At 72.3% G+C, this 23823-nt stretch carries 20 protein-coding genes; 12 read left to right on the top strand and 8 right to left on the bottom strand.

Translation table 11 applies throughout. The annotated features are described in order from the left end of the window. Positions 1-146 precede the first annotated feature (146 nt). The 3 genes from ABD241_RS05185 to ABD241_RS05195 all read left to right on the top strand — a co-directional run bounded on the left by ABD241_RS05185 (position 147) and on the right by ABD241_RS05195 (position 2914). A complete protein-coding gene (locus tag ABD241_RS05185) occupies positions 147-980 on the top strand; it encodes a histidine phosphatase family protein (protein WP_344059104.1) in 834 nt (277 codons plus the stop codon). A gap of 1 nt (position 981) precedes the next feature. Next, on the top strand, positions 982-1875 hold the full coding sequence (locus ABD241_RS05190; RefSeq protein ID WP_344059106.1) for an NAD(P)H-hydrate dehydratase: 894 nt from the start codon (positions 982-984) through the stop codon (positions 1873-1875). 460 nt (positions 1876-2335) lie between these two features. Further along, complete coding sequence (locus ABD241_RS05195; RefSeq protein ID WP_344059108.1) at positions 2336-2914, top strand: ANTAR domain-containing protein; 579 nt, start codon at positions 2336-2338, stop codon at positions 2912-2914. On the opposite strand, the gene ABD241_RS05200 is transcribed toward ABD241_RS05195, so the two are convergent. Further along, complete coding sequence (locus tag ABD241_RS05200) at positions 2911-3867, bottom strand: SDR family NAD(P)-dependent oxidoreductase (protein ID WP_344059110.1); 957 nt, start codon at positions 3865-3867, stop codon at positions 2911-2913. The genes ABD241_RS05195 and ABD241_RS05200 overlap by 4 nt on opposite strands. Before the next feature lie 106 nt (positions 3868-3973). On the opposite strand from ABD241_RS05200, the gene ABD241_RS05205 reads away from it, so the two are divergent. Together ABD241_RS05205 and ABD241_RS05210 are read left to right on the top strand one after the other, a co-directional pair. Further along, positions 3974-5572 carry a phytoene desaturase family protein gene (locus tag ABD241_RS05205; RefSeq protein WP_344059112.1) on the top strand — a complete coding sequence of 533 codons (1599 nt, stop codon included), beginning with the start codon at positions 3974-3976 and terminating at the stop codon, positions 5570-5572. After that, positions 5569-6006, top strand: a complete 438-nt coding sequence (locus tag ABD241_RS05210; protein ID WP_344059114.1) for an SRPBCC family protein — start codon at positions 5569-5571, stop codon at positions 6004-6006. Before ABD241_RS05205 ends, ABD241_RS05210 begins: the two co-directional genes overlap by 4 nt. Positions 6007-6083: 77 nt before the next feature. Here the strand turns inward: ABD241_RS05210 and ABD241_RS05215 are convergent, their stop codons facing one another. The 5 genes from ABD241_RS05215 to ABD241_RS05235 are packed head-to-tail and all read right to left on the bottom strand — an operon-like array spanning position 6084 to position 14293. Then, entirely contained in the window at positions 6084-7313 is a 1230-nt protein-coding gene (locus ABD241_RS05215) for an MFS transporter (protein WP_344059116.1), read from the bottom strand. 56 nt (positions 7314-7369) lie between these two features. Further along, positions 7370-8119 (bottom strand): respiratory nitrate reductase subunit gamma, encoded by a 750-nt coding sequence (narI, locus tag ABD241_RS05220; RefSeq protein WP_344059118.1) that lies wholly within the window; start codon positions 8117-8119, stop codon positions 7370-7372. Beyond that, positions 8116-8805 carry a nitrate reductase molybdenum cofactor assembly chaperone gene (narJ, locus tag ABD241_RS05225; RefSeq protein ID WP_344059120.1) on the bottom strand — a complete coding sequence of 230 codons (690 nt, stop codon included), beginning with the start codon at positions 8803-8805 and terminating at the stop codon, positions 8116-8118. Before narJ ends, narI begins: the two co-directional genes overlap by 4 nt. Then, positions 8802-10505: a nitrate reductase subunit beta gene (gene narH / locus ABD241_RS05230; protein ID WP_344059122.1), complete on the bottom strand. Its 1704-nt coding sequence runs from the start codon at positions 10503-10505 to the stop codon at positions 8802-8804. Before narH ends, narJ begins: the two co-directional genes overlap by 4 nt. After that, on the bottom strand, positions 10505-14293 hold the full coding sequence (locus ABD241_RS05235; protein WP_344059124.1) for a nitrate reductase subunit alpha: 3789 nt from the start codon (positions 14291-14293) through the stop codon (positions 10505-10507). The genes narH and ABD241_RS05235 overlap by 1 nt, the downstream gene beginning before the upstream one ends. 218 nt (positions 14294-14511) lie before the next feature. On the opposite strand from ABD241_RS05235, the gene ABD241_RS05240 reads away from it, so the two are divergent. Both ABD241_RS05240 and ABD241_RS05245 read left to right on the top strand, forming a co-directional pair. Beyond that, the gene (locus ABD241_RS05240) at positions 14512-15246 is read left to right on the top strand and encodes a helix-turn-helix transcriptional regulator (RefSeq protein WP_344059126.1); all 735 of its coding nucleotides are present in this window, start codon (positions 14512-14514) and stop codon (positions 15244-15246) included. A gap of 149 nt (positions 15247-15395) precedes the next feature. Next, a complete protein-coding gene (locus tag ABD241_RS05245) occupies positions 15396-15578 on the top strand; it encodes a hypothetical protein (RefSeq protein WP_142186962.1) in 183 nt (60 codons plus the stop codon). A 33-nt stretch (positions 15579-15611) separates the two neighbouring features. Here ABD241_RS05245 and ABD241_RS05250 read toward each other — a convergent pair whose 3' ends face one another. Next, positions 15612-17330, bottom strand: a complete 1719-nt coding sequence (locus ABD241_RS05250) for a serine/threonine protein kinase (protein ID WP_344059129.1) — start codon at positions 17328-17330, stop codon at positions 15612-15614. A 223-nt stretch (positions 17331-17553) separates the two neighbouring features. On the opposite strand from ABD241_RS05250, the gene ABD241_RS05255 reads away from it, so the two are divergent. From ABD241_RS05255 to ABD241_RS05275, 5 genes are all read left to right on the top strand, one after another. Then, positions 17554-18555: a YihY/virulence factor BrkB family protein gene (locus ABD241_RS05255; RefSeq protein WP_344059131.1), complete on the top strand. Its 1002-nt coding sequence runs from the start codon at positions 17554-17556 to the stop codon at positions 18553-18555. Between the two features lie 115 nt (positions 18556-18670). Further along, complete coding sequence (locus tag ABD241_RS05260) at positions 18671-19930, top strand: FUSC family protein (RefSeq protein ID WP_344059133.1); 1260 nt, start codon at positions 18671-18673, stop codon at positions 19928-19930. Positions 19931-19939: 9 nt separating this feature from the next. Next, a complete protein-coding gene (locus tag ABD241_RS05265) occupies positions 19940-20593 on the top strand; it encodes an MBL fold metallo-hydrolase (RefSeq protein ID WP_344059135.1) in 654 nt (217 codons plus the stop codon). A gap of 35 nt (positions 20594-20628) precedes the next feature. Further along, positions 20629-21423, top strand: coding sequence for an ABC transporter ATP-binding protein (locus ABD241_RS05270; protein WP_344059137.1), 795 nt, complete (start codon positions 20629-20631; stop codon positions 21421-21423). Next, on the top strand, positions 21399-22970 hold the full coding sequence (locus ABD241_RS05275; RefSeq protein ID WP_344059139.1) for a hypothetical protein: 1572 nt from the start codon (positions 21399-21401) through the stop codon (positions 22968-22970). Before ABD241_RS05270 ends, ABD241_RS05275 begins: the two co-directional genes overlap by 25 nt. A gap of 44 nt (positions 22971-23014) precedes the next feature. Here ABD241_RS05275 and ppgK read toward each other — a convergent pair whose 3' ends face one another. Continuing rightward, the gene (gene ppgK / locus ABD241_RS05280) at positions 23015-23785 is read right to left on the bottom strand and encodes a polyphosphate--glucose phosphotransferase (RefSeq protein WP_344059141.1); all 771 of its coding nucleotides are present in this window, start codon (positions 23783-23785) and stop codon (positions 23015-23017) included. Between the last annotated feature and the right edge of the window lie 38 nt (positions 23786-23823).

Consider the following 23823-nt stretch of genomic DNA (forward strand, 5'->3'; position numbering starts at 1 on the left):
CGGAGAAACGCTTCCCGGGCAGCTGCAGGGCGCGGCCACGCCCATCCGGCGACGACTCGTTTCCCCGCTGGGCAGGCCGGGTACAGGTGCGGTGTCCGGCCGTCGGCACCGACGCGCACCTCGACCGCACGTGGACAAGGAGACGGATGGCCATCGGAGGCAGTGGCGCGCCCTGGGCGGCGCACATGCAGGAGCTGGTCCTCGTCCGTCATGGCGAGAGCCTCGGCAACGTGGCCGACGCACAGGCGCGCGACCGCGGGGAGGCCCGTCTGGAGCTGGACACCCGCGACCCCGACACGCCTCTGTCCGAGCGAGGGGAGCAGCAGGCCCATGTGCTCGCCCGGCACGTCGCGAGCACGAGCCCTCGACCCGACGTCGTCCTCAGCTCGCCGTATGCCCGTGCAGCCATGACCGCGCGCATCGTCGCCGGCGCCCTCGACCTCGAGCCGTTGCTCGACGAACGCCTCCGCGAGCGGGACCTGGGCATCTTCGACGGCCTGACCGGCCTGGGCATCCGCGAGCACCACCCGGAGGAGGCCGAACGCCGCGCCCGCCTGGGCAAGTTCTACTACCGGCCGCCCGGCGGCGAGAGCTGGACCGACGTGGCCCTGCGGGTGCGCGACGTCCTGCGCGACCTCGCGCAGCTGTACGCCGACCAGCGGGTCTGGGTGTTCACGCACCAGGCCGTGATCATGAGCTTCCGTCTGGCGCTGGAGGGTCTGGACGAGGCGACCCTTCTCGACGTGGACCGCACCCAGCCGCTCGCGAACTGCTCACTGACGCGGTATCGCAGAGAAGGCGAGGCCCTCCAGCTGGCCGCCTTCGCCGACACGGCCCACCTCGACACGTCGGAGGTCGAGACGACCCACGAGGACACGGCGGCGGAGGCGTCGGACCGGTCCGCGACACACGACCACGAGCTGCGCCCCGAGCTGCATCACGAGCTGCATGCCGAGCTGCACGGCGAGAGGACCACCTGACATGGCGGCAGGCAGCCCCACCCCGATCGACACCGACCTGCTGCGTTCGTGGCCGCTGCCGCGGCAGGGCGGCGACAAGTCGGACCGGGGCACGGTGCTCGTGGTCGGGGGAGCCCGGCAGACCCCGGGAGCGGTGCTGCTGGCCGCCGAGACGGCGCTTCGCGTCGGGGCCGGGAAGGTGCAGGTCGCCACGGCGAGCGACACGGCGGCGGCCCTTGCCGTCGCTCTCCCCGAGGCGTTCGTGCAGCCTCTGCCCGTCCTCCACAACGGCGAGCTCGCCGTGGCGGGGGCCGACCGCGTGGTGGAGCTCGCCGAGAAGGCAGACGTGGTCCTCCTGGGTTCGGGCCTCGGCGACCCGGAGTGCGCCGACCTCTTCCTGACCCAGATCGTGCCGCGCCTCGACTCGCTGCTGGTCCTCGACGCGCTCGGCACGGCCTTCCTGACCGGCCGCCTGGACGGCCTGCGCCACCTCACCGGGCGCGCGCTGCTGACGCCCAACCTCACCGAGACGGCCGCCATGCTGGAGCGGCCCGAGGAGGAGGTCGGCGACGACCAGCTCGGCGCCGCACGCGCCGTCGCCGAGGCCGCCGGCGCGGCCGTCCTGAGCGGCGGGGAGACGTCCTACGTCGTCGCGCCCCAAGGTCACTCGTGGTCGTGCAGCGCCGGCGTGCCCGGTCTCGCCACAGCGGGGTCCGGCGACGTCAAGGCCGGCGCGGTCGCCGGTCTGCTGGCCAGGGGAGCCACGCCCGAGCAGGCGGCCGCCTGGGGGGCGTGGGCGCACGCGCGCGCTGGAGAGCGCCTGGCCCGCGAGCGGCCCGGCTTCCTCGCCCGTGACGTTAGCCGCGAGATCCCCCAGGAGCTGCACCGAGCCGAGGAGGCCGGCGGCTCGTCCTGACGTGCGCCCCAGCCGGCTCGCGGCGACTGCGGGATCCGAAGGCGCCGCGGGCTATCTGCCCCCCGCCCAACCTGCCTCGTGGCCCTTGCGCCGTGTACCGTGGTCGTGGACACGGGCACGTGAACCGAAGGGCCTCGAGCCCACTCGGAGGATCGGTTCAGTAGGGCACCTTCAAGGCACGAGGGGACGCCACGCCCGCGGAGGACTCGCTGTGACCCTCACGTCAGGAAGCCACCCCGGCCGCGACGGCGCTGCCGCGGCAGTCATCGCCACGCACCCGACCGAACCCGGCTCGGTGCCATCACCCCCAGCGGCTCGGGGTCCTCGTCCCACCCCGTGCGCGGGGCCGGCAGTGGCCGGTGCGGCCGGCCAGCGCTTGACCCTGCCCACGCCGTCACCGACAAGTGCGGTGGAGGCCCTGCTGCGCTCGAGCACCCAGGCCGTTCCGGGGGTCGGCCACATGTCCATCACCCTTCTCGAGCGTGGTGGCACCGTCCGGCCTCTGGCCACCACCGGTGACGTGGCCCGGAGGCTGGACGAGCTGCAGTGGGCGCTGCGCGAGGGACCCAGTGTTGATGCCCTGCACGGCGACGAACCGATCGTCGGCCTGCACGCGGGCTGCCCGCAGGACGCGGCCCGGTGGCCCGAGCTCGCGCCCCGCGTCGACGCTCTGGGGCTGTGCACGGTGCTGGCCGTCCGCATGGCGTGGGAGCGCAAGACGTTGGGGGTGATGACCCTGGGCTGCGACACCGGGCAGGGCCCTGCGCCCGAGACCATCGTGCTCGCCACCGCCTTCGCAGCCCACGCCGCGGCCACCGTGGCTCTGGCCCGCAAGGCCGAGCAGCTGGAGCTCGCGATGGTGACCCGGCAGGAGATCGGCCAGGCCGTGGGCATCCTCATGGAGCGCTACGGGCTCACCGCCGACGCGGCCTTCGCCTACCTGCGCCGGCTGTCCCAGAACGGCAACGTCAAGCTGCGCGACGTCGCCGACCAGCTCCGTCTGACCGGCCGGCTCCCCGGGGAGGAATGGCCGAGCTAGCCGACGATGCGGCGCACCTGTCGGACGGCCAACCCCACCACGGCGCCGAGGCCCGACCCGTGGCCGCCGGTGAGGCGGTTGCCCTCGGGCACGCTCGCCTCCACGTTGCCCGGTCCCGGCGGCATCGTCTCGTGCCGGTCGGACGCGAACCGCGCGAAGAGCGGACCCACCCAGGCGTCGTACACCCGCGGGAGCAGCACGAAGCCGAGCCTCGTCAGCGGGTCGAACGCGCCGCCGTGCGTCTCGGGGCGGGGGTGTTCCAGCACGCGCGCGAGGAGTCGCCCGGCCTTCTCGGGGGGCCACACGACCGGTGGTGGCTGCCCGGCCGGCCCCCCGGCATACGCCCCCTGGCGGTAGATGGGTGTGTCGACGCCGGGGAGGGTGACGTAGGAGACGTGCAGCTCCGGCACGTCCCGGTTCTCGACGAGCGCCTGGCGGGCCAGGCCGCGCACGCCCCACTTGCTCACGGTGTAGGCGCTCATCGTCGGGACGGCGATGTGGCCGATCAGCGACCCGGTGAGCACGACCGAGCCGCGCCCCTGCGCCCGCAGCGGCGGCAGGACGTGGCGCAGCAGGTTGACCGAGCCGAGCAGGATGGTCTCGACGACGGCGTCGAACAGCGGCGCGGCAAGCTCCTCGAGGCGCCCGTAGGCCACCACACCGGCACAGTTCACCACCCCGTCGAGCCGGCCGAACCGGCCGAGGACGTCGTCCACCGCCTGCCGCACGGCCTCGTCGTCGCGGATGTCGGTGGTGGACACCATGACGTCGCCGGCCCCGAGCGCGCGGCACTCCTCGGCGGCCCGCTGCAGCGGCTCCTCTCCCCGTGCAAGCAGCGCCAGGCGGTGGCCTCGTCGGGCGAGCTCGAACGCTGCCGCGAGCCCCACACCGCTCGACGCTCCGGTCACGAGGACGACGGGAGAAGGGTCGGACAGGGGGGAGTTCGGCGCCATGGAGCAGTTGTGCCCGCTTTCCGCGGGATCCAAACGTCGGTTAGCCCGTGGACGCACCGGGTACAGACCGAGCAGGCTACGACAGGGCACCGGACGAGAGGACATCGTGACGACGACGGATGCGGTGGTCATCGGCAGCGGGCCCAACGGCCTCGTGGCCGCCAACCTGCTGGTCGACGCCGGCTGGTCCGTGGTCGTGCTCGAGGAGCAGTCCACCCCGGGAGGTGCCGTGCGCAGCGACTCCTCGGTCGCCCCCGGCTACGTCCACGACACGTTCAGCTCGTTCTACCCGCTGGCCGCCGGCTCACCCACGATCCGGGGGCTGCGCCTCGAGGAGCACGGGCTCGAATGGGTTCAGGCTCCGTCGGTCGTGGGCCACTCCTTCCCCGAGGGGCGCTGGGGCGTGCTCCACCGCGACCGCGGCGACACCGCTGCCGGCCTCGACGCGCAGGCGCCGGGTGACGGCGACGCGTGGCTGGCGCTGTGCGACACCTGGGACCGGGTCGGCGACGACGTGATCCGCTGCCTGCTCAACCCCTTCCCGCCGGTGCGCGGGGGAGCCGGACTGGCGAGGCGCGTGCTGCGCCCCGGCGGCCTGGAGCTGCTGCGCGAGATGATCATGCCGGCCCGCACGCTCACCGAGCGGCTCTTCACCGGCGACGCGGCCCGGATGCTCATCGCCGGCAACGCCGCCCACGCCGACATCAGCCTCGAGTCGCCGGGCTCCGCGGCGATGGGCATGCTCCTGGTCCTGCTCGGCCAGACCGTCGGCTTCCCGGTGCCGCGGGGCGGCGCGGGCGAGTTCTCCGGCGCCATGGTGAGACGGCTCGAGTCCAAAGGCGGCGAGGTCGTCCTCGGGGAGCGAGCCGAGGGCGTACGCGTCGACGGCGGTCGTGCGGTCGCCGTGCGGACCGCGTCCCGCGAGATCTCCGTCGGGCGTGCGGTGCTCGCCGACGTGTCGGCGCCCGCGCTCTACGGCGGGCTCGTGCCGTGGGACGACCTCCCGACGAGGCTGCGCCACCGCATGGGACGTTTCGAGTGGGACCCGTCGACGGTCAAGGTCGACTGGGCTCTCGACGGCAAGGTCCCGTGGGAGAACGCCCCGGAGGAGGAGCCGGGCACGGTCCACATCGGGGACTCCCTCGACGACATGACCCTGACCGGGGGCCAGATCGCCGCCGGCCTCGTGCCCGAGCGGCCCTTCATGCTCGTCGGCCAGATGGGGGTCGCCGACCGCACCCGCGTGCCCGAGGGCGGCGAAGCCCTCTGGGCCTACACCCACGTGCCGCAGCAGGTGCGCGGCGACGCAGCCGTCGGAAGCGAAGGGGTGCGCGAGGTGCGTGGCACCTGGGACGAGGGCGACCTCGACGCCATGGCCGAGCGGATGGAGGAGCGGATCGAGAGCCGTGCTCCGGGCTTCCGCGACCGCATCACGGCTCGGCGCGTCCTCGGTCCCCAGGAGCTCGAGTCGATGGACGGCAACCTGCACCGCGGTGCCATCAACGGCGGCACCGCCAACCTGCAGCAGCAGCTCGTCTTCCGCCCCGTCGCCGGTTCCGGACGCCCCGAGACCCCGGTCAAGGGCCTCTACCTGGCGTCCGCGTCGGCTCACCCGGGCGGCGGCGTGCACGGCGCGTGCGGCGCCAACGCCGCGCGGGCCGCGCTGTGGCACGACAGGACCCGTAACCTCTGGAGGCGCAGATGAGCACGACCACCCGGACCATCCACGGCGCACCCGAGGAGGTCTTCGACGTGCTGGGCAACGCGTGGAGCTACAGCCAGTGGGTCGTCGGGGCGTCACGGGTGCGTGACGTCTCTCCCGACTGGCCGGGAGTCGGCGCCACGATGCACCACTCGGTGGGCGCCTGGCCGGTGCTCATCGACGACACGACCTCCATCGTGAGGTGGCAGCCACCCGAGCTGCTCGAGCTCACGGTGCGCGCGTGGCCCTCCGGTGAGGGCCTGGTGCGCATCACCTGCCGTCCCGTGGGCGACGGCACCGAGGTGACGATGGAGGAGGACGCCACCAAGGGTCCGGCCCTGCTGATCCCTCGCATGCTGCGCGACCCGGTCCTGCACCGCCGCAACATCGAGGCGCTGCGGCGGCTTGCCAACCTGGTCGAGCGAGCGGCGCGCTAGCCCCAGGCCGCTCCGCCACCGACCTCCTGAGCTCACCAGCCTGCCGGGGTCAGGCTGCCGGCGTCAGGCGGCCGGCGTCAGGCGGCCTGCGGACGGCGGCCGCCGGGGATGGCGAGCTGCGAGAAGAGCAGGGCCGCGCCGGCGACCACAGCCAGGAGCACCAGACCCACTCCGTACTCGGGAAGCAGGAGCTGGTAGGTGGCTCCGAGGACCAGCGGCGGGAAGTAGCCGCCGAGGCCGCCGGCGGCACCGACCAGCCCGGTGACGCTGCCGACCCGCTCCACCGGCGCGGCCTTGGCGACCCACGCGAAGACGCCCCCGGTGCCCAGCCCCAGGAAGAAGGCGATGACGACGAACGAGGCCCCCGCGGCAAGCTCCAGCGGAGGACGCAGGGCGAGCACGATGGCGAGGGCGGTGGTGCCGGCCAGCGAGATGCCGACGACGGCCCGCGGGCCGATGCGGTCGCTGAGGACGCCCCCGACCGGCCGGGCCAGCACGGCAGCGATGGCGAAGCCGGCGGTGCGTGTGCCGGCAGCCGTCAGGTCGAAGGAGTAGACGTCCTTCAGGTAGGTCGGCAGGTACGTCGAGAAGGCGACGAACCCGCCGAAGGTGACGGCATACAGGAACGACATCTGCCAGGTGACCGGCAGGCGTACGGCCGCGGCGAGCTTCGGCACGACGGGGTCGGTGTTGGGTCGCCAGAGCGGCGAGTTGCGCATCCAGGTCCAGCAGATCGCCGCCGTGGCGGCGAGCGCGACGGCGAGGATGACGTGCGTGAGCGTGTAGCCGAACCACGTCACGAAGCGCGGTGTGAAGAAGGCCGACAGGGCCGTGCCGCCCATGCCCGCGCCGAAGACGCCGGTGGCGAAGCCGCGGCGCTCGGGCGTGAACCACGCGTTGACGAAGGGGATGCCCACCGCGAACGTCGTGCCGGCGATCCCGAGGAAGAAGCCGAAGACGAGCAGGAGCGGGTACGACTTGGCGTTGCCGGCCACCGCGACGAGCAGGACGAACGGGATGGTCGCCAGCGTCAGGACGGGGAACATGATGCGGCCGCCGAAGCGGTCGGTGAGCGCTCCCACGGGGATGCGTCCCACCGAGCCGACGAGCACCGGCGTGGCGACGAGCAGGGCCTTCTGGCTGCTGCTGAGGTGCAGCGCCTGGGCGTAGCGGACCCCCAGCGGCCCGATGATGTTCCAGGCCCAGAACGTCACGGCGAAGGCGAAGAGGGCGAGGGCGAGGTTGCGGTTCTGTCCGGACAGCTCGGCTGGGGCGTCCGCTCGAGGCGTCGCCGCGGTCTTGCTCATGGTGGCTCCTGGGTGAGGGAGAGTGATCGTGCCTGTCGGAGGGGAGGGTGGCCGGCTCAGGACCGACGGTCGCGGTCGGGCGTGCCGACGCCGCTCCAGCCGGGGCGCGTGGCCCGCGCCCCACCGGTGCGTCGGTCACGGGACCGGTAGACGATGTAGGGCCGGAAGAGGTAGTGCAGCGGCGCGGTGAAGGCGTGCACCAGGCGCGTGAACGGCCACAGCGCGAAGAGGATCATGCCGACGATCGCGTGCACGTGGAACTGGATCGGCGCGCGGTCCATCGCCGCGACGTCCGGGTGGAGCAGGAAGACCGAGCGGAACCACGGCGAGACGGACTCGCGGTAGTTGTGCGCCTCGCTGCCGGCGCCGACGCTGACGAGGGTCGTCCAGAGACCGAGGACGATCGCCGCCACGAGCAGCACGTACATCAGCTTGTCGTTCTTCGTCGTCGCCATGAAGACCGGCCCGGTGGTGCGGCGGCGGTAGACGAGGATGAGGATGCCGACGAGGGTGCACACGCCGGCGAGGCCGCCGAAGAGCAGCGCGTTGAAGTGGTAGAGCCCCTCGCTGACTCCGACCGCCTCGGTCCAGGCCTGCGGGACGACCAGGCCGCCGACGTGCCCGATGAAGACGAGCAGGATGCCGAAGTGGAAAAGGGGCGAGCCGATGCGCAGCAGCCGCGACTCGTAGAGCTGCGAGGAGCGGGTGGTCCACCCGAACTTGTCGTAGCGGTAGCGCCACACCGTCCCACCGACGAGGCTGGCGATGCAGAGGTAGGGCAGCACGCCCCAGAGGAAGGTGCTCACGCGCGCGCTCCTGTCGAGGGGGCCGACGAGACCGGCTGCAGCGGAAGGAGTCTCGGGTCGTAGGGTTCGAGGCCGACGGCCTCGGCGGGCTGGGGCCCGCTCATCCCGACCATCGCCATCACCGCGGCGCGGTCCGGTGGCGAGTCCCCGGGCAGGGTCGCGCACACCGCGACGACCGCGGCGGCATACGGGCTCTGCTTCTCCTGCAGGGCGATCCGCAGCAGCTCGAGGCTGGCGCGGTAGTCCTGCAGCAGGGTGGATCCGGCCTCGGCATCGACGCGGGCGGCGAACTCGAGCACCATAGGCAGGTAGTCGGGCAGCTCACCGTGGGTGTCCACGACCGCGCCTCCCTGCCGGTATGCCGCCTTGAACCGTCCCAGCACCTCGCCTCGCCGGCGGGTGTCGCCGTCGGTCCAGTAGGACAGGTAGAGCGCGTGCTTGCGGCTGAGGTCGAAGGTGTCGACGTAGGCGCGCTGCTGCTCGGGGAGGTCGTGCGCCCCGAGGTGCTCCACGAGCGTGGTGAGCTCGCGGGCACCGGCCGAGTCGCCTTGCTCTGCAAGGGCTTCGCGCAGCTGCGGCAGACCCGCGAGCAGCTCCGGGCGGGGGTAGTCGAGGCACCGGGCGGCCACTAGGTGCACGACCCGGTGGTCGCTCGGCCTCGCCGCCCGGCGGCGCAGCCCGATCACGACACCCCCTCGCGGTTGCCGTCGCGGCTCTCGCCGGGGAAGAGCCCCGGCGGGGCGCCCCGGCCGTCCCAGTTGAGCAGGTTGACGCGGCCGCTCAGCTCACCCGGAGCGGTCGCGGTGGCGGCCGAGTCGGTGGTCTGGCGCTGCTTCAGCGCGTTGAACGTCTCGACGGCGACGGGGGCGGGCCGGCCGCTCGCCTCGCCGAACGGCCCGGACTCGTACATGCCGGGTCCTTCGTCGAAGTCGAGCGAGCAGCCGATCTCCTCGAGCTCGTGCGCCCGCTCGACGTGCGCGGTGGGGATGACGTAGCGCTCGTCGTACTTCGCGATCGCCATCAGGCGGTACATCTCGTAGAGGGTCTCCTCGTCGAGGCCGACGGCGGCCGGGATCGACGGGTCGCCGTCACGGCCGAGTGCCACGTCGCGCATGTAGGCGCGCATGGCCGCGAGCTTGCGCAGCACGTCGGTGACGACGTCGGTCCGCCCGGCGGTGAACAGCTCGGCGAGGTACTCCACGGGGATGCGCAGCGACTCGATCGCCCCGAAGAGCACGCCGCGGTCCTCCGCGTCATGCCCCTGCTCGGCGAGCAGGTCGACGACTGGCGAGAGCGGCGGGACGTACCAGACCATCGGCATGGTCCGGTACTCCGGATGCAGCGGGAGCGCGACGCGGTACTTCTTCGCGAGCGCGTAGACGGGGGAGCGCCGTGCAGCGTCCATCCAGTCGTCGGGTATGCCGTCCCGCCGGGCCGCGGCGGTCACCTCGGGGTCGCTCGGGTCGAGCAGCAGGTCGAGCTGGGCCTCGTAGAGGTCTCGCTCGTCGGGCGTCGCCGCCGCCTGGGTGACGCGGTCGGCGTCGTAGAGGAAGAGGCCGAGGTAGCGCAGCCGGCCGACGCACGTCTCGGAGCAGACGGTGGGCAGGCCCACCTCCACGCGCGGGTAGCAGAAGGTGCACTTCTCGGCCTTGCCGCTCTTGTGGTTGAAGTAGATCTTCTTGTAGGGGCAGCCGGTGATGCACTGGCGCCAGCCGCGGCAGCGGTCCTGGTCGACGAGGACGATGCCGTCCTCGTCGCGCTTGTAGATCGCGCCGGAGGGGCAGGAGGCCATGCACGACGGGTTGAGGCAGTGCTCGCAGATGCGGGGCAGGTAGAACATGAAGGTCTTCTCGAGCTCGAAGCGGACCTTCTCCTCGGACTCGCGGCGCGCCGACTCGTTGAGCTTCGCGACGATCGGGTCGAGGTGCCCGAGCTGGCTGGCGCCACCGAGGTTGTCGTCCCAGTTGGCCGACCACGTGATCTTCGTGTTCTCGCCCGTGATGAGCGACTTGGGCCGGGCGACCGGGAAGTCGTCGCCGAGGGGCGCCTCGACGAGCGTCTGGTAGTCGTAGGTCCACGGCTCGTAGTAGTCGGCGAGCTTGGGCTGCACGGGGCTGGAGAAGATGCCGAGCAGCTTCTGCACCCGGCCGCCGGCCTTGAGCTTCAGGCTGCCCCGGTGCGTCAGCGTCCAGCCGCCCCTCCACGTCTCCTGGTCCTCGTAGCGGCGCGGGTAGCCCTGGCCGGGTCGGGTCTCGACGTTGTTGAACCAGACGTACTCGGTGCCGGCGCGGTTGGTCCACGCCTGCTTGCACGTGACGGAGCACGTGTGGCACCCGATGCACTTGTCGAGGTTCATCACCATGCCCATCTGGGCCATGACACGCATCAGTACGTCACCTCCTGGGAGCGCTTGCGGACGGTCGAGACCATGTCGCGCTGGTTGCCGGTCGGGCCGAGGTAGTTGAAGGCGTACGACAGCTGGGCGTAACCGCCGACCAGGTGCGTCGGCTTGACGAGCAGGCGGGTGACCGAGTTGTGGATGCCGCCCCGGCGGCCCGTCGCCTCGGACTTCGGGACGTCGATGGTGCGCTCCTGCGCGTGGTGGACGTAGACGACACCCTCCGGCATCCGGTGGCTGACGATCGCCCGGCAGACGAGCACGCCGTTGTCGTTGACGCACTCGACCCAGTCGTTGTCGGCGACATCGATCGAGGCGGCGTCCTGCGGGCTCATCCAGGCCGTCGGCCCACCCCGCGACAGGGACAGCATGAGCAGGTTGTCCTGGTACTCGGAGTGGATCGACCACTTCGAGTGCGGCGTCAGGTAGCGCACTGTCACCTGCTTGCCGCCGTCCGGGCCCAGCTTCGGCTCGCCGAAGAGGCGGTGCATGTCGAGCGGTGGCCGGTAGATCGGCAGCGCCTCCCCGAGGTCCTGCAGCCAGTCGTGGTCGAGGTAGAAGTGCATGCGCCCGGTCAGGGTGTGGAAGGGCTTGAGCCGCTCGATGTTGACGGTGAACGGCGCGTAGCGCCGCCCCCCGGTCTCTGACCCGGACCACTCCGGTGAGGTGATGACCGGCACGGGCGCCACCTGGGTGTCGGCGAAGGTGATGTGCTTCTCCTCCGACCCCTCGGCGAGGTCGACGAGCTTCTTGCCGACCCGCTCCTCGAGCGAGCGGAACCCTTGCACCGCAAGGCGTCCGTTGGTCGTTCCCGAGAAGGTGAGGATCGCCTCGGCGAGCTTCTCGTCGGTGTCGATGGCCGGCCGGCCGTCGCCCGCGCCGCCGAGCATGACGCCGTTCTTGGCGGCGAGCCGGGCGGTCTCCTCCTCGAGCCGGTAGGTGACGTTCTTGACGGTGAAGCCCAGGGTGTCGGCGAGCGGGCCCACGGTCGCGAGCTTCTCGGCGATCGCGGTGTAGTCGCGCTCGACGACCTGGAAGACCGGCATCGTGCGGCCCGGGACGCCCGGTTGACCGGTGGCGCGCCAGTCGACCGCCCGACCGCCGGGCTGGGCCGTCTCGCCGGCCGTGTCGTGCATGAGCGGCACGCTGACGAGGTCCTTGCGCACCCCGAGGTGCGTGCGGGCGAGGTCGGAGAAACGCTCGGCGAGCAGGTGGAAGAGCCCGAAGTCGCTCTTGGCCTCCCACGGCGGGTCGATGGCCGGGGTGAAGGCGTGCACGAAGGGGTGCATGTCGGTCGAGCTGAGGTCGTGCTTCTCGTACCACGTGGCCGCCGGCAGGACGATGTCGGACAGCAGCGTCGTCGAGGTCATCCGGAAGTCGGCCGACAGCAGCAGGTCGAGCTTGCCCTCCGGCGCCCGCTCGTGCCACTTCACCTCGGAAGGCCTCGGCGTCATGGGGTTCTCGCTGCCGAGCACGTTGTGGTGCGTGCCGAGAAGGTTGCGCAGGAAGTACTCGTTGCCCTTGGCGGAGGAGCCCATGAGGTTGCTGCGCCAGAGGACCAGCGTGCGCGGCCAGTTCTCCGGCGCGTCCACGTCCTCGATGGCCGGGCTGAGCGAGCCGTCGTGGAGCGCGCCGGCCACGTATGCCGCCGGGCTGGTGGCGGTGCCCGCGTCGACGGCGGCCTGGGCGTCGTCGGCCACCTGCAGCGGGTTGGTCCCGAACTGGGGGTAGAACGGCATCCAGCCCATCCGGGCGGACTGCGCGATGGTGTCGGCCGTGTGCTTGCCGGCGAGGTGGCCCTTGGCCAGCGGCGAGCTGAGCGAGTCGGCGGAGTAGCCGTCGTTGCGCCACTGGTCGGTGTGCATGTACCAGTACGACGTCCCGGTCATGGTGCGCGGCGGCCGGCTCCAGTCGAGGGCGTTGGCGAGCGAGACCCACCCGGTGATGGGTCGGCACTTCTCCTGCCCGACGTAGTGGGCCCAGCCGCCGCCGTTGCGGCCCATGCAGCCGGTCAGGACCAGCAGGGACAGGATGGCGCGGTAGGTCGCGTCGCCGTGGAACCACTGGCAGATGCCGGCGCCCATGATGATCATCGAGCGCCCCTGCGACTGTTCGGAGTTCGTCGCGAACTCGCGTGCCACCCGGATGCACTGCTCGGCCGGCACGCCGGTGATCTCGGCCTGCCAGGCCGGCGTGTAGGGCGTGGACACGTCGTCGTAGCCGGAGGGCCACTCGCCCGGGAGCCCGGGGCGCTCCACGCCGTACTGCGCCAGCATCAGGTCGTGGACGGTGGTCACGAGGTGGCCACCCACCCGGCGGGCCGGCACGCCGCGCCGCAGCACCGACCCGGTGCCGTCGGGCTCGACGAAGGCGGGCAGCAGCACCTCGACGGCCTCGGCGTCCGCGCCGTCCGAACCGTCACCGGCCACTGTGGCGCCCATCGTGAGCGCCGGCTCCACGCCCTCGAGGTCGAGGTTCCACCGGCCCTTGCCCGACTCGGCGTAGCGGAAGCCCATCGAGCCGTTGGGCACGACCGGCCGACCCGTCGAAGCGTCGAGCAGCACCGTCTTCCAAGCGTCCTCGTCGGGCGCCTGGCCCGCATCGCCGGCGAGATCGGCCGCGGTGAGGAACTTGCCGGGCACGTGCGGGGCGGTGCCAGCGGCGCCCGGCCCGGCGGCATACGCCCCCTCCGCCGGCTCGAGGCGCACGAGGAACGGCAGATCGCTGTAGGTGCGCACGTAGTCGGTGAAGAAGGGCACCTCGCGCTCGACGAAGAACTCCTTGAGGAGCACGTGGCCCATCGCCATGGCGAGCGCGGCGTCGGTGCCCGCCTGCGCCGGCATCCACTCGTCGGCGAACTTCGTGTTGTCGGCGTAGTCGGGGCTGACCGTGACGACCTTCGTGCCCCGGTAGCGCACCTCGGCCATCCAGTGGGCATCGGGCGTACGCGTGACCGGGACGTTCGAGCCCCACATCAGCAGGTAGGTCGCGTCCCACCAGTCGCCCGACTCGGGCACGTCGGTCTGGTCGCCGAACACCTGGGGGCTGGCGACGGGCAGGTCGGCGTACCAGTCGTAGAAGCTCGTCATGACGCCACCGATGAGCTGGATGAACCGGGTGCCGACGCAGTGCGACACCATCGACATCGCCGGGATGGGGGAGAAGCCCGCCACGCGGTCGGGGCCGTACTCCTTGATGGTGTGCACGTGCGCGGCGGCCGCGATCTCGACGGCCTCGCCCCACGAAGCGCGCACGAGCCCGCCCTTGCCGCGGGCGCTCTGGTAGCGGCGCCGCTTGTCCGGGTCGGTCGTGATCTCGTGCCACGCGGCCACGGGGTCGCCGAGGCGGCTCTTGGCCTCGCGGTACATCTCGAGCAGCACCCCGCGGACGTAGGGGTAGCGGACCCGGGTGGGGGAGTAGGTGTACCAGGAGAAGGCCGCCCCGCGCGGGCACCCGCGCGGCTCGTACTCCGGACGGTCGGGGCCGACCGACGGGTAGTCCGTCTGCTGCGTCTCCCAGGTGATGATGCCGTCCTTGACGTACACCTTCCACGAGCAGGAGCCGGTGCAGTTGACGCCGTGCGTCGACCTGACCACCTTGTCGTGGCTCCAGCGGTCGCGGTAGAAGACGTCTCCGGCTCGACCGCCCTTGCGGTAGACCGCGCGGCCGTCGTCGGACTCCTCCCAGCGGGTGAAGAACCGGCCCGCCTTCAGGAGTGCAGCGGAGGCGGGGCCGTCGATGGACGCGGAGCCGGCTGACCCGGGCTCGGGCTTCATGATCCTCCAAATGAGCAGGGCGCTCATCCAAATAGCGGTCAGGTCATGCCCGAGGAAGCCGAAAGAGAAAGAGGCTCTTTCCCCCGAACTGCCTGTCACGGTATGGCGAAAGCGCCTGCACGTGAGGGCTTATCGGGATTCTCATGCCGACTTTTTACGGTCTTCGCCCGGGGTCCGAGGTGCACCGCTATCCTCCAAATCAACGAAATGGAGGGGCCATGGCCACGAGAGCTCCCGGCGACCGGCTCCTGCTGACGCCCGCCCGACGCGCGATCCTGCGCTCCCTCGAGGACCCCGGTGACAGGTCCGACGGACACGGGCGCACCGCGGCGCAGGTGGCCGCGGACCTCGGGCTGCACGTCACCACCGCGCGGTTCCACCTCGAGCAGCTCGTCGAAGCGGGGCTCGTGACCACCGCGCTGCGGCGGGGCTCCGTCGGTCGCCCGCGCAAGGTCTACCTGGACGCCAGGGGCGGACCCGCCGGGCTCGCCGCGCCGGCAGCCCTGAACGCGTTCACGGAGCTGCTGACCAGCGCGTGGGCCGACGCCGCGGCCGGGGCGCCCCTGGACCCGGAGGCTGCCGGGCGCCACTGGGTCGAGGAGCACACCGACGAACCGGCTCCGCCTCCCGCCACGACGGCCGGGGCGTGGCTGGGCAAGGTGGGCAGGGCAGTGGACCTGCTCGAGGAGTGGGGCTACCAACCGGAGCTGCGCACGAGGGCCGGTGGCCGCACCGTGGAGCTGACCCTGCACGACTGCCCGTTCATGACCATGGCACGCGCCCACCCCGAGGTGGTGTGCGGCATCCACCGCGGGCTGGTCGGCGGCACCCTGGCCGCTGTCGGTGAGCAGGACGCCGATCTCGAGCTCGTTCCCTTCGTCACCGACCGCACGTGTCTGGCTCGGGTGACCTCCGCCTCGGTGCCGGCGCGCGGGAGGGGGCGCAACGCCTGACGCGCGTCGCACCCGTCCTCTTGCACATCTCTTAGGACTTTCTTGCCGAAAATCGGGCATTCACCCTCATTTCGACCCGTGGGACTGGTACACCTACCCCTGGGACACCGGCTGAGCGAAGGCCGGTCGACGCAACCAGGAGAGCCGCGATGAGCGCAGTGACCTCGACCGAGGACGAAGGCGTTGTGACCGTGATGACGGGCAGCGAGCGGGCCGCCATGCTCGAGCGCCTGGCCCAGGTCTGCACCACGAGCGTCGTGGCGCCAGTGGGTGCCTCGCGCAACCGCCCGGCCCACTCCCGCCATCCCGTGGTGATGTGGCGCTGCCAGTGACGATCGTCCGCTGACTCCTGCCCGCGCAGGGGCTCACAGCTGGCGGCTGCTCTGCACCGCCGACGTGTCGATCTTGAGGATGCCGTCCTGCTGCACGAGCGTGTATGCCGTGCGCTCCTCGAACCGTCGTCCGTCACTGAAGGCGTAGCGCACGGTCGCGACGACCGAACCGGGCCCGGAGGCCTTCGCCTGCCCGACGCTCACCGAGTCCACCGAGGCCCAGAAGCGGTCGTAGGTGGCCCGGTCGCGAGCCGTCGTGGCGCGGTAGCGGTCCGTCAGCCGGGCCCACCCCGCGTCGGTGTTGCCGGGGAGCAACCCGTAGTAGTCGCGAACGGCTCCGGCCAGCTCGGACGCGGAGGCGGGACCGGTGCCGGGTGTCGTGCTCGGCTGGGCAGGCGTCGTCTGGGTCGGGTTCGCGGTCGCGGACGGCTTGGTCGGCGAGGGGGCCTGGGCGGTCGAGGTGGGGGCCGAGGTGCTCGGCCGCGGGGTGGCGCTCGGGCTGCTCGAGCCCGCGACGACCGGAGGCCGGGCCGACCCGCCGGATGGTGCACCGTCGCGTAGCAGCGACAGTGCGAGGATCCCGCCGCCGACGAGCAGCAGGACGAGCAGCCCGGCCAGCACGGGACCCCTCCGCCGGCGCGATGCGCCGTCACCGGCAGGGGTCTGCGGCGGCGTGCTCGGGTGGTCCGGGCGCGGGGCCGCGGCAGGCATCCGCGCCGTCTGGGTGCTCGGCCGGCTTCCGGCCGCACCGGCCGCACCGGCCGCACCGGCCGCACCGGCCGCGCCTGTCGCGGTCGAGCTGCCGCCGGCTGCGCGCGCCGCGCCGGCGCCCACGTCCGCTGCGGCTGCCGCCCCAGCGCCCACGGCGGTGGCGGCAGCGCCAGCCGGAGGAAGCACCCGCGTACGGTCCGAAGGCCGTCGGGAGGCCGCCCCACCGGCCGCGACCTCCGCGAGCGCCACCGACGCCTCCTGCATCGACGGCCGGTCCTCGGGGGAGGTCGCCAGCATCCGGCGCAGCACGGGCGCCAGGGGTGTGTCGCTCGGCGGGGTGATGTCCCCGGACGCCACCCGGTGCAGCAGCGCCATGGCGTTGTCGCCCGTGCCGAAGGGAGGGGAGCCCTCGAGCGCGGCGTAGAGCGTCGCGCCCAGGGAGAAGACGTCGGAGGCAGGCGTGGAGGGCGCGCCACGTGCCACCTCGGGCGCGAGGTAGGCCGGGGTCCCGGTCACCATGCCCGTGGAGGTCAGGGAGGCATCGCCGAGGGCGTGGCTGATGCCGAAGTCGGTGATGCGTGCCGTGCCGTCCTCCGCCAGCAGCACGTTGCCCGGCTTGACGTCGCGGTGCACCAGGTCGGCCCGGTGGGCAGCCGCCAGCGCCGACGCCAGCTCGCCGCCGAGACGTGCCACCTCCTGCACCGGCAGGGGACCACGGTCGCGCAGCACCGCCTGCAGGCTCTGGGACGGGAGGTACTGCATGACGAGGCAGGGACGGCCCTGGTGGTCCACGACGTCGAACACCGGCACCGCGTTGGGGTGGTGCAGGCGTGCGGTGTTGCGGGCCTCGCGCATCGCGCGCTCGTGGGCGACGGCCGCGTCGGACTCGTCGAGCGTGACCGGGGGGTGCAGCTGCTTGATCGCCACGGCGCGGTTGAGGCGCTCGTCCCAGGCGAGCCACACGTGCCCCATGCCGCCGGAGCCGATCCGGTCCATGAGTCGATAGCGTCCGGCGATCAGCTCCGAGCTGTCGGCCACCATGCTTCGCGTCTCCCTCCGGTCGTCCGGCTCCAACGGCACTGTGACGCTCCTCCACTCGTACCCAGGCGAGCCCACCATCCTTGCACCGGGCCCGGGCGGCGGCGCACCGGGCCCTCGGACGGTACCTCGACCGCCGGGGTGACGGGCGTCGGGCGAGGCTCCGGTGGACGTTCCGGTGGACGTTCCCGTGAGCCTTCCCCCGGCCACTGGGTACGCAACCGGCATGGCGACACAACCCGACACCAAGCGCGACGACGCCCCGGACAGCCCGACGGAGCTCCCTCGCGCCTCCCTCGTGGCGGTGCTGAAGCGGGCCCGCGGCGAGTTCAAGCGCGACAACCTGACCGACCTCGCCGCCTCCCTGACGTACTACGGCCTCCTGTCCATCGCCCCAGCCCTGGTCGTGCTCGTCTCCGCGCTCGGGCTCCTCGGCCCCGACGCGACCACGCAGGTCGTCGACCAGGTGAAGTCCCTGACGCCCGGCTCGAGTGCCGAGTTCGTCCAGACCCTCATCACGCAGGCCCAGTCCAACCGCAAGGGAGCCGGCCTCGGCGCCGTCCTCGGCATCCTCATCGCGCTGTGGTCGGCGTCCGGCTACGTCGCCGCCTTCATGCGCGCGTCCAACGTCATCTACGACATCCCCGAGGGACGCCCGATCTGGAAGACGGTGCCGATCAGGGTGGGCGTCACGGTCTTCGCCGTGGTGGTCATGATCATCAGCGCCGTCATCGTCGTCGTGAGCGGGCCGGTCGCCCAGCAGGTCGGCGACCTCGTGGGCGCAGGCGACACCGCCGTGCTGCTGTGGAGCATCCTCAAGTGGCCGGTGCTGCTCGTCATCGTCTCGATGCTCTTCGCCGTGCTCTTCTGGGCGAGCCCCAACGCCAAGCAGGGCGGCGTCAAGTGGGTCAGCCCGGGTGGGCTCGTCGCCGTCGTCATCTGGATCGCCGTCTCGGCCCTCTTCGCGCTCTACGTCGCGTACTTCTCCTCCTACAACAAGACGTACGGGTCGCTGGCAGGCGTCGTCATCTTCCTGGTCTGGCTGTGGCTGACCAACATCGCGATCCTGCTCGGCGCCGAGGTCAACGCCGAGCTCGACCGCAGCCGCGCCATCGCTGCCGGCCAGCCGGAGGACCTCGAGCCCTTCGCCGAGCCGCGCGACACGCGTGCCATGGACGACGTCGACAAGCGAGCCGTCGAGGAGGCCGCGGCGCGCCGCTCGCACTGAGAGCACGGGTCCGGGCCCTCGGGCCCGGACCCGGGGCGCCCCCTAGAGTGAGGCGCGTGGACGATGCGAAACCGGTACCCCTCGACCGGCCCATCCGCTGCGACGGCCCTCCCGCATGAGCCAGTGGCGCGAGGACACGACCCAGCGGTTCCTGGCCCTCCGGCGTGCGCTGCACCGCCCCGGACCCGAGCGCGACGCGCTGCTGCTCCTGCTCAAGGCGGCGGTGGCCACGGTCCTCGCCTGGCAGTTCGCGGTGCGGGTGCTGCACAGCCCGGTGCCGTTCTACGCACCGATGGCGGCCCTGCTCGTCGTCGACCGGACGATGGTGCGGTCGCTCTCGGCCAGTGCGCAGCGCATCGCCGCGGTGGTGCTGGGTCTCGGCGTCGCGTGGGTGGTCGCCAACCTGCTCGGCGTGACGTGGTGGACGATGTTCGCGGTCATCCTCGTCGCCCTCGTCATCGGCCGGTGGTCCCGGCTCGGCGACCACGGCATCCAGGTGCCGGCCATGGTGCTGCTCTCGCTCATCACCGCCAAGGGCACCGACGAGCAGTTCACCTACCTGACGATCGTGGAGACCGTCGCCGGTGGAGTCATCGGGGTGGCCACCAACGCAGTGGTCTTCGCTCCGCTGCACCTGACCAAGCCCCGCCAGCGAGTGGTGGCGCTGGCCCGCCAGGTCCGTGACCTGCTCGCCCAGATGGCCGAAGGCCTGCGCGGCGAGTGGGATGCCGCCACCGCCCGCGGCTGGTACCGCGACGGCACCGACATGGTGGAGAGGGCGCCGCTCGTCCTGGACGACATCCGAACGGGCAGGGAGAGCACGCGCTTCAACCTGCGCCAGAACCTGCGTCCGGCCGACGTCGACTGGCAGGGCTACGAGCGGACGGTCACGACGCTGCGGCGGGCGCTCTGGCAGGTGACCGGGATCGGCCGCACGCTCGTCGACGCCGCAGACGGCGCGGAGCACCACCCGGCGCCCTCGGCGACCTTCCTCGCACGTTTCGCCGACGCGCTGGCCGCGATGTCCGTGGCCGTGTCGCAGCTCGGCCGGCACGACGACGCGGCGACGAGGAAGTTCGACGACTCCGTCGCCACGGCCCTGACCGTGCTGACCGACCTGCGCGAGGAGGTCCGTCGCACCCCGCTGGACGACCCCGACGAGTGGCCGGTCTACGGGTCCCTGATCAGCGACTCCCTGCGGGCGGTGCGCGAGCTCGAGGCCGCGAGGGAGTCGGCCGTGGTCCCCACCGACTCCGGGCCGCTGCGGTTGCCGCCCAACCGGTCGAGCGCGTGGGCGCGCATGCGCCGGCTCCGTGGCCGCCGGGTGGCGACCCGCCGCACCGACGTCGGGGAGGAGCCGGCACGGCGTGGCTAGGCTGGCGGCATGCGCGTGACTCACCTCGGACATGCCTGCCTCCTCGTCGAGGCCGCCGACCGTCGCATCCTCATCGATCCCGGAAGCTTCTCCTCGGGCTTCGAGGACCTGACCGGGCTCGACGCGGTGATCGTGACGCACAACCACGCCGACCACTTCGACGCCGACCGGGTCGCGGCGCTGCTCCGGGCCAACCCGGGCGCGAGCGTCCACACCGACCCGCTGACGGCCGAGGCGCTGCGCGAGCAGGGCCTGGCGGCGGTCCCGTCACGCCAGGGGGAGGACTTCACGGTCGGCGACGTCACGGTCTCCCCGGTGGGCGAGCTGCACGCATACAACCACGCGGCGATGCCCCGCATCCCCAACGTCGGGATCGTGCTGCGGGCCGACGGTGAGCCCTCGCTCTTCCACCCCGGGGACGCCTACGACGGCGAGCCCGGCCAGGTCGACGTGCTCGCCCATCCCCTGAACGCCCCGTGGGCGGCCAGCCGCGACTCCATCGAGTTCGTCGGCCGCATCGCGCCCAAGGTCTTCATCCCGATCCACGACGCGCTGCTGAGCGACATCGGCCACCAGATGTACTCCGGGCACATCGAGCGGTTCTCCGGCGTCGAGGGGCTCACCTACACGCCTCTGCGCGACGCCGAGTCCGCGACGTTCTGACACGCGAGCACACAGGGGGCGAAGTGGGCGACCTCATGGATCTGCCTGCGCCGCAGGGGGAGCCGACCGGCGGACCGGCGATCGCGGTGCGCGGGCTGGGCAAACGCTTCGGCGACCTCATCGCCGTCAAGGGCATCGACCTCGACGTTCCGCGTGGCTCGTTCTTCGGGCTCGTCGGACCCAACGGCGCGGGCAAGACGACGACGCTGTCGATGGTGACCGGCCTGCTGCGCCCCGACGCCGGGCAGGCCTTCGTCCTGGGGCGCGACGTCTGGGCCGACCCCGTGGAGGCCAAGCGCCTCGTCGGGGTGCTGCCCGACGGGCTCAAGCTCTTCGACCGGCTCACCGGCCTGCAGCTGATCACGTATGCCGGCCTGCTCCGCGGGCTGCCGCGTGACCTCGCGTCCCAGCGGGCTGCCGAGCTCGTCGAGGCCCTGGGCCTCACCGAGGCGCGGGGCAAGCTGGTCGTCGACTACTCCGCCGGCATGACGAAGAAGGTGACACTGGCGTCGGCCCTCGTGCACGCCCCGCGGGTGCTCGTGCTCGACGAGCCGTTCGAGGCGGTCGACCCGGTGTCGGCGGCGACGATCCGGCACATCCTCGCGGACTTCGTCGCGTCCGGTGGCACCGTCGTCCTCTCGAGCCACGTGATGGACCTCGTCGAGCGCATGTGCAGCCACGTCGCGGTCGTCTCCGACGGTCTGGTCCTCGCTGCAGGAGAGCTGAACGACGTCCGGGCGGGCCGGTCGCTCGAGGAGCGCTTCGTCGACCTCGTCGGTGGCTCGACCGAGGTGGTGGGGCTGTCGTGGTTGCGCACCTCGTCCGACTGAAGCTCTCGCTGCTGCGAAACGTCTTCCGCCGCAGCCGGGCCCAGACCATCGGCGCCGTCGTCGGGGTCGCCTACTTCGCGGTCCTCGTGACCGGGCTCGCCATCATCATCGCCTCCTTCCGGGGCTCGCTCGACGAGGCGCGGGTCGTCATCCCGCTCGCCGGCGCCGCCGGGATCGTGCTGTGGACGGTGGTGCCGCTCTTCTCCTTCGGCTCCGACCCGACGCTCGACCCGGGGCGGTTCGCGACCTTCGCCGTCCCGCACCGGGACCTCGCGGTGGGACTGGTGGTCGCGGCTCTCGTCGGGCTTCCTGCCCTCGCGTCCATGGTGCTGTGCGCGGGCGTGGTGGTCGCGTGGTCCCAGACGCCGGCCTCGACCCTCGTCGGCATCGTGTCGACGGCCATCGGGCTGCTGACCGCCATCGTGACGAGCCGGTGGCTGTCGGCGGTCCTCACCCAGGCCATCTCGAGCCGACGCGGACGCGACGCCGTGGCGGTCCTCGGCCTGCTCCTGCTGGTCGTCGTCGGGCCCGTCGTCTCGGTCGCGGCCAACCTCGGCGACGACCTGGGCCACCTGGCCGCCGGCGCCGCGAGCATCGTCGGCTGGTCTCCGCTGGGCTGGGCCTGGGCGGCTCCGGGCGACGTCGCAGCCGGGAGCGCCCTCACCGGGGCGGTGCGGCTGGTGCTGGCCGCGGGGCTCCTCGCCGTCGTCTTCCGCCTCTGGTCGCGGGCGCTGCGCAGGGAGGTCGACGACCCGCGAGCCGTGTCGCGCTCGGACTCCGGCGCCTCCGCAGGCGATGACCTCGGGCTACTGGCCCGCCTGCCCGACAGCCCTGCGGGGGCCGTCGGCGCCCGCGTGCTGACGTACTGGCGCCGTGACCCGCGCTTCCAGATCAGCATGGCGATGACGCCGATCGTGCCCTTCGCGCTGCTGATCCCCTTCTACACCGGACACGGCACCTGGCCGCCGCTGCTCATGGGGCCGCTCGTCGCCTTCCTGCTGGGGTGGAGCGGGCACAACGCGGTCTCGTACGAGTCCGACGCCCTGTGGCTGCACATCGTCTCCGGCACCACCGGCCGCGACGACCGACGGGGGCGGCTGCTCCCGGACCTCATGCTCGGGGCGGTGCTCGTCCCCGTCCACTCCCTCATCGGGGTGGGGGTGGCGGGTCGCTGGGACCTGCTGCCGGCGGCCCTCGGCGTCGCCGTCGCCCTGCTGGGCGGTGGGTATGCCGTGTCGAGCGTCATGAACATCGCGTTGCCCTACCCGGTCCCGGAGTCGGGCGAGAGCCCGTTCAGCGCTCCGCCGGGAGCGGCGGGCATCGCCCTGGCCGGCCAGTCGATGGCCAGCATCGGCACGCTGGCACTGGCCTCGCCCGTGCTCCTGCTCGGATGGCTGTCCTGGCAGGGCTCGCAGGCGGCGGCGTGGGCGGCAGCCCCCGCCGGCGTGGCGCTGGGTTGCGCCGTCGCCCGGGGCGGCGTCGCGGTGGGCGCGCGCCTCTACGACCGGCGCGCGCCGGAACTGCTGTCGTCGCTGCGCCGCGGCTGACAACGCCCCCGTCGGGAAGCGGGCACTCGACGGGAGGGAACGGGTCAGGCGCGGGCCGCTGCGAGGTCGACGGCCAGGTGCGCCGCCCCGATGATCCCGGCCTGGTTGCGCAGCTGCGCCGGCACGATGGGGCAGCGCAGCTTGAGCTTCGGCAGGAAGTCGTCGCTGTCCTTGGAGATGCCGCCGCCGACGATGATCAGGTCGGGGGAGAAGAGCTTCTCGAGGGTGTCGTAGTAGGTCTGCAGCCGCTCGACGTACTCGTCCCAGGAGAGGCCCTCGTTGTCCTTGACCGACGATGCGGCCCGGTCCTCGGCGTCGTAGCCGTCGATCTCGAGGTGGCCGAGCTCCGAGTTGGGGATGAGCCGACCGTCGTGGATCAGTGCGCTGCCGATCCCCGTGCCGAGCGTGGTGAGGATGACGAGGCCCTGCACGCCCTTGGCTGCGCCGTAGTAGAGCTCGGCCAGGCCGGCGGCGTCTGCGTCGTTGAGGACGGTCACCTCGCGTCCCGTGTGCTCCTGGATGAGGGACTCGGCGTCCGTGTTGATCCAGGAGGGGTCGATGTTGGCGGCCGAGAGCACCGTGCCGCGGATGACGACGGCGGGCACCGTCACGCCGATCGGGGAGTCGCCCGTGACGTCGGCGAAGTGGTCGACGATCTGGTCGACGACCTCGGCCACGGCATCCGGGGTGGCGGGCTTCGGCGTGAGGATCTTCAGCCGCTTGCCGGCGAGCTCGCCGTCAACCAGGTCGACGGGAGCGCCCTTGATGCCGCTGCCGCCGATGTCGATACCAAGGGGCTTGCCCTGCCTGGCCATGGTCCCTGCTTCCTTGTCGAGGACGTGGTCGATCGTGG

This window comes from Terrabacter lapilli (assembly GCF_039531305.1).
Lineage (GTDB): Bacteria > Actinomycetota > Actinomycetes > Actinomycetales > Dermatophilaceae > Terrabacter > Terrabacter lapilli.

Excerpts from the sequence above, each read along its gene's own strand:
- narH (WP_344059122.1), bottom strand. The coding sequence starts at position 10,505 with ATGCGTGTCATGGCCCAGATGGGCATGGTGATGAACCTCGACAAGTGC.
- ABD241_RS05250 (WP_344059129.1), bottom strand. The coding sequence starts at position 17,330 with ATGGTGGCCGACAGCTCGGAGCTGATCGCCGGACGCTATCGACTCATG.
- ABD241_RS05190 (WP_344059106.1), top strand. The coding sequence starts at position 982 with ATGGCGGCAGGCAGCCCCACCCCGATCGACACCGACCTGCTGCGTTCG.
- ABD241_RS05240 (WP_344059126.1), top strand. The coding sequence starts at position 14,512 with ATGGCCACGAGAGCTCCCGGCGACCGGCTCCTGCTGACGCCCGCCCGA.
- ABD241_RS05255 (WP_344059131.1), top strand. The coding sequence starts at position 17,554 with ATGGCGACACAACCCGACACCAAGCGCGACGACGCCCCGGACAGCCCG.
- ABD241_RS05210 (WP_344059114.1), top strand. The coding sequence starts at position 5,569 with ATGAGCACGACCACCCGGACCATCCACGGCGCACCCGAGGAGGTCTTC.
- ABD241_RS05245 (WP_142186962.1), top strand. The coding sequence starts at position 15,396 with ATGAGCGCAGTGACCTCGACCGAGGACGAAGGCGTTGTGACCGTGATG.
- ABD241_RS05270 (WP_344059137.1), top strand. The coding sequence starts at position 20,629 with ATGGATCTGCCTGCGCCGCAGGGGGAGCCGACCGGCGGACCGGCGATC.
- ABD241_RS05235 (WP_344059124.1), bottom strand. The coding sequence starts at position 14,293 with ATGAAGCCCGAGCCCGGGTCAGCCGGCTCCGCGTCCATCGACGGCCCC.
- ABD241_RS05260 (WP_344059133.1), top strand. The coding sequence starts at position 18,671 with ATGAGCCAGTGGCGCGAGGACACGACCCAGCGGTTCCTGGCCCTCCGG.
- ABD241_RS05185 (WP_344059104.1), top strand. The coding sequence starts at position 147 with ATGGCCATCGGAGGCAGTGGCGCGCCCTGGGCGGCGCACATGCAGGAG.
- ABD241_RS05265 (WP_344059135.1), top strand. The coding sequence starts at position 19,940 with ATGCGCGTGACTCACCTCGGACATGCCTGCCTCCTCGTCGAGGCCGCC.
- ABD241_RS05215 (WP_344059116.1), bottom strand. The coding sequence starts at position 7,313 with ATGAGCAAGACCGCGGCGACGCCTCGAGCGGACGCCCCAGCCGAGCTG.
- ppgK (WP_344059141.1), bottom strand. The coding sequence starts at position 23,785 with ATGGCCAGGCAGGGCAAGCCCCTTGGTATCGACATCGGCGGCAGCGGC.
- ABD241_RS05200 (WP_344059110.1), bottom strand. The coding sequence starts at position 3,867 with ATGGCGCCGAACTCCCCCCTGTCCGACCCTTCTCCCGTCGTCCTCGTG.
- ABD241_RS05195 (WP_344059108.1), top strand. The coding sequence starts at position 2,336 with ATGTCCATCACCCTTCTCGAGCGTGGTGGCACCGTCCGGCCTCTGGCC.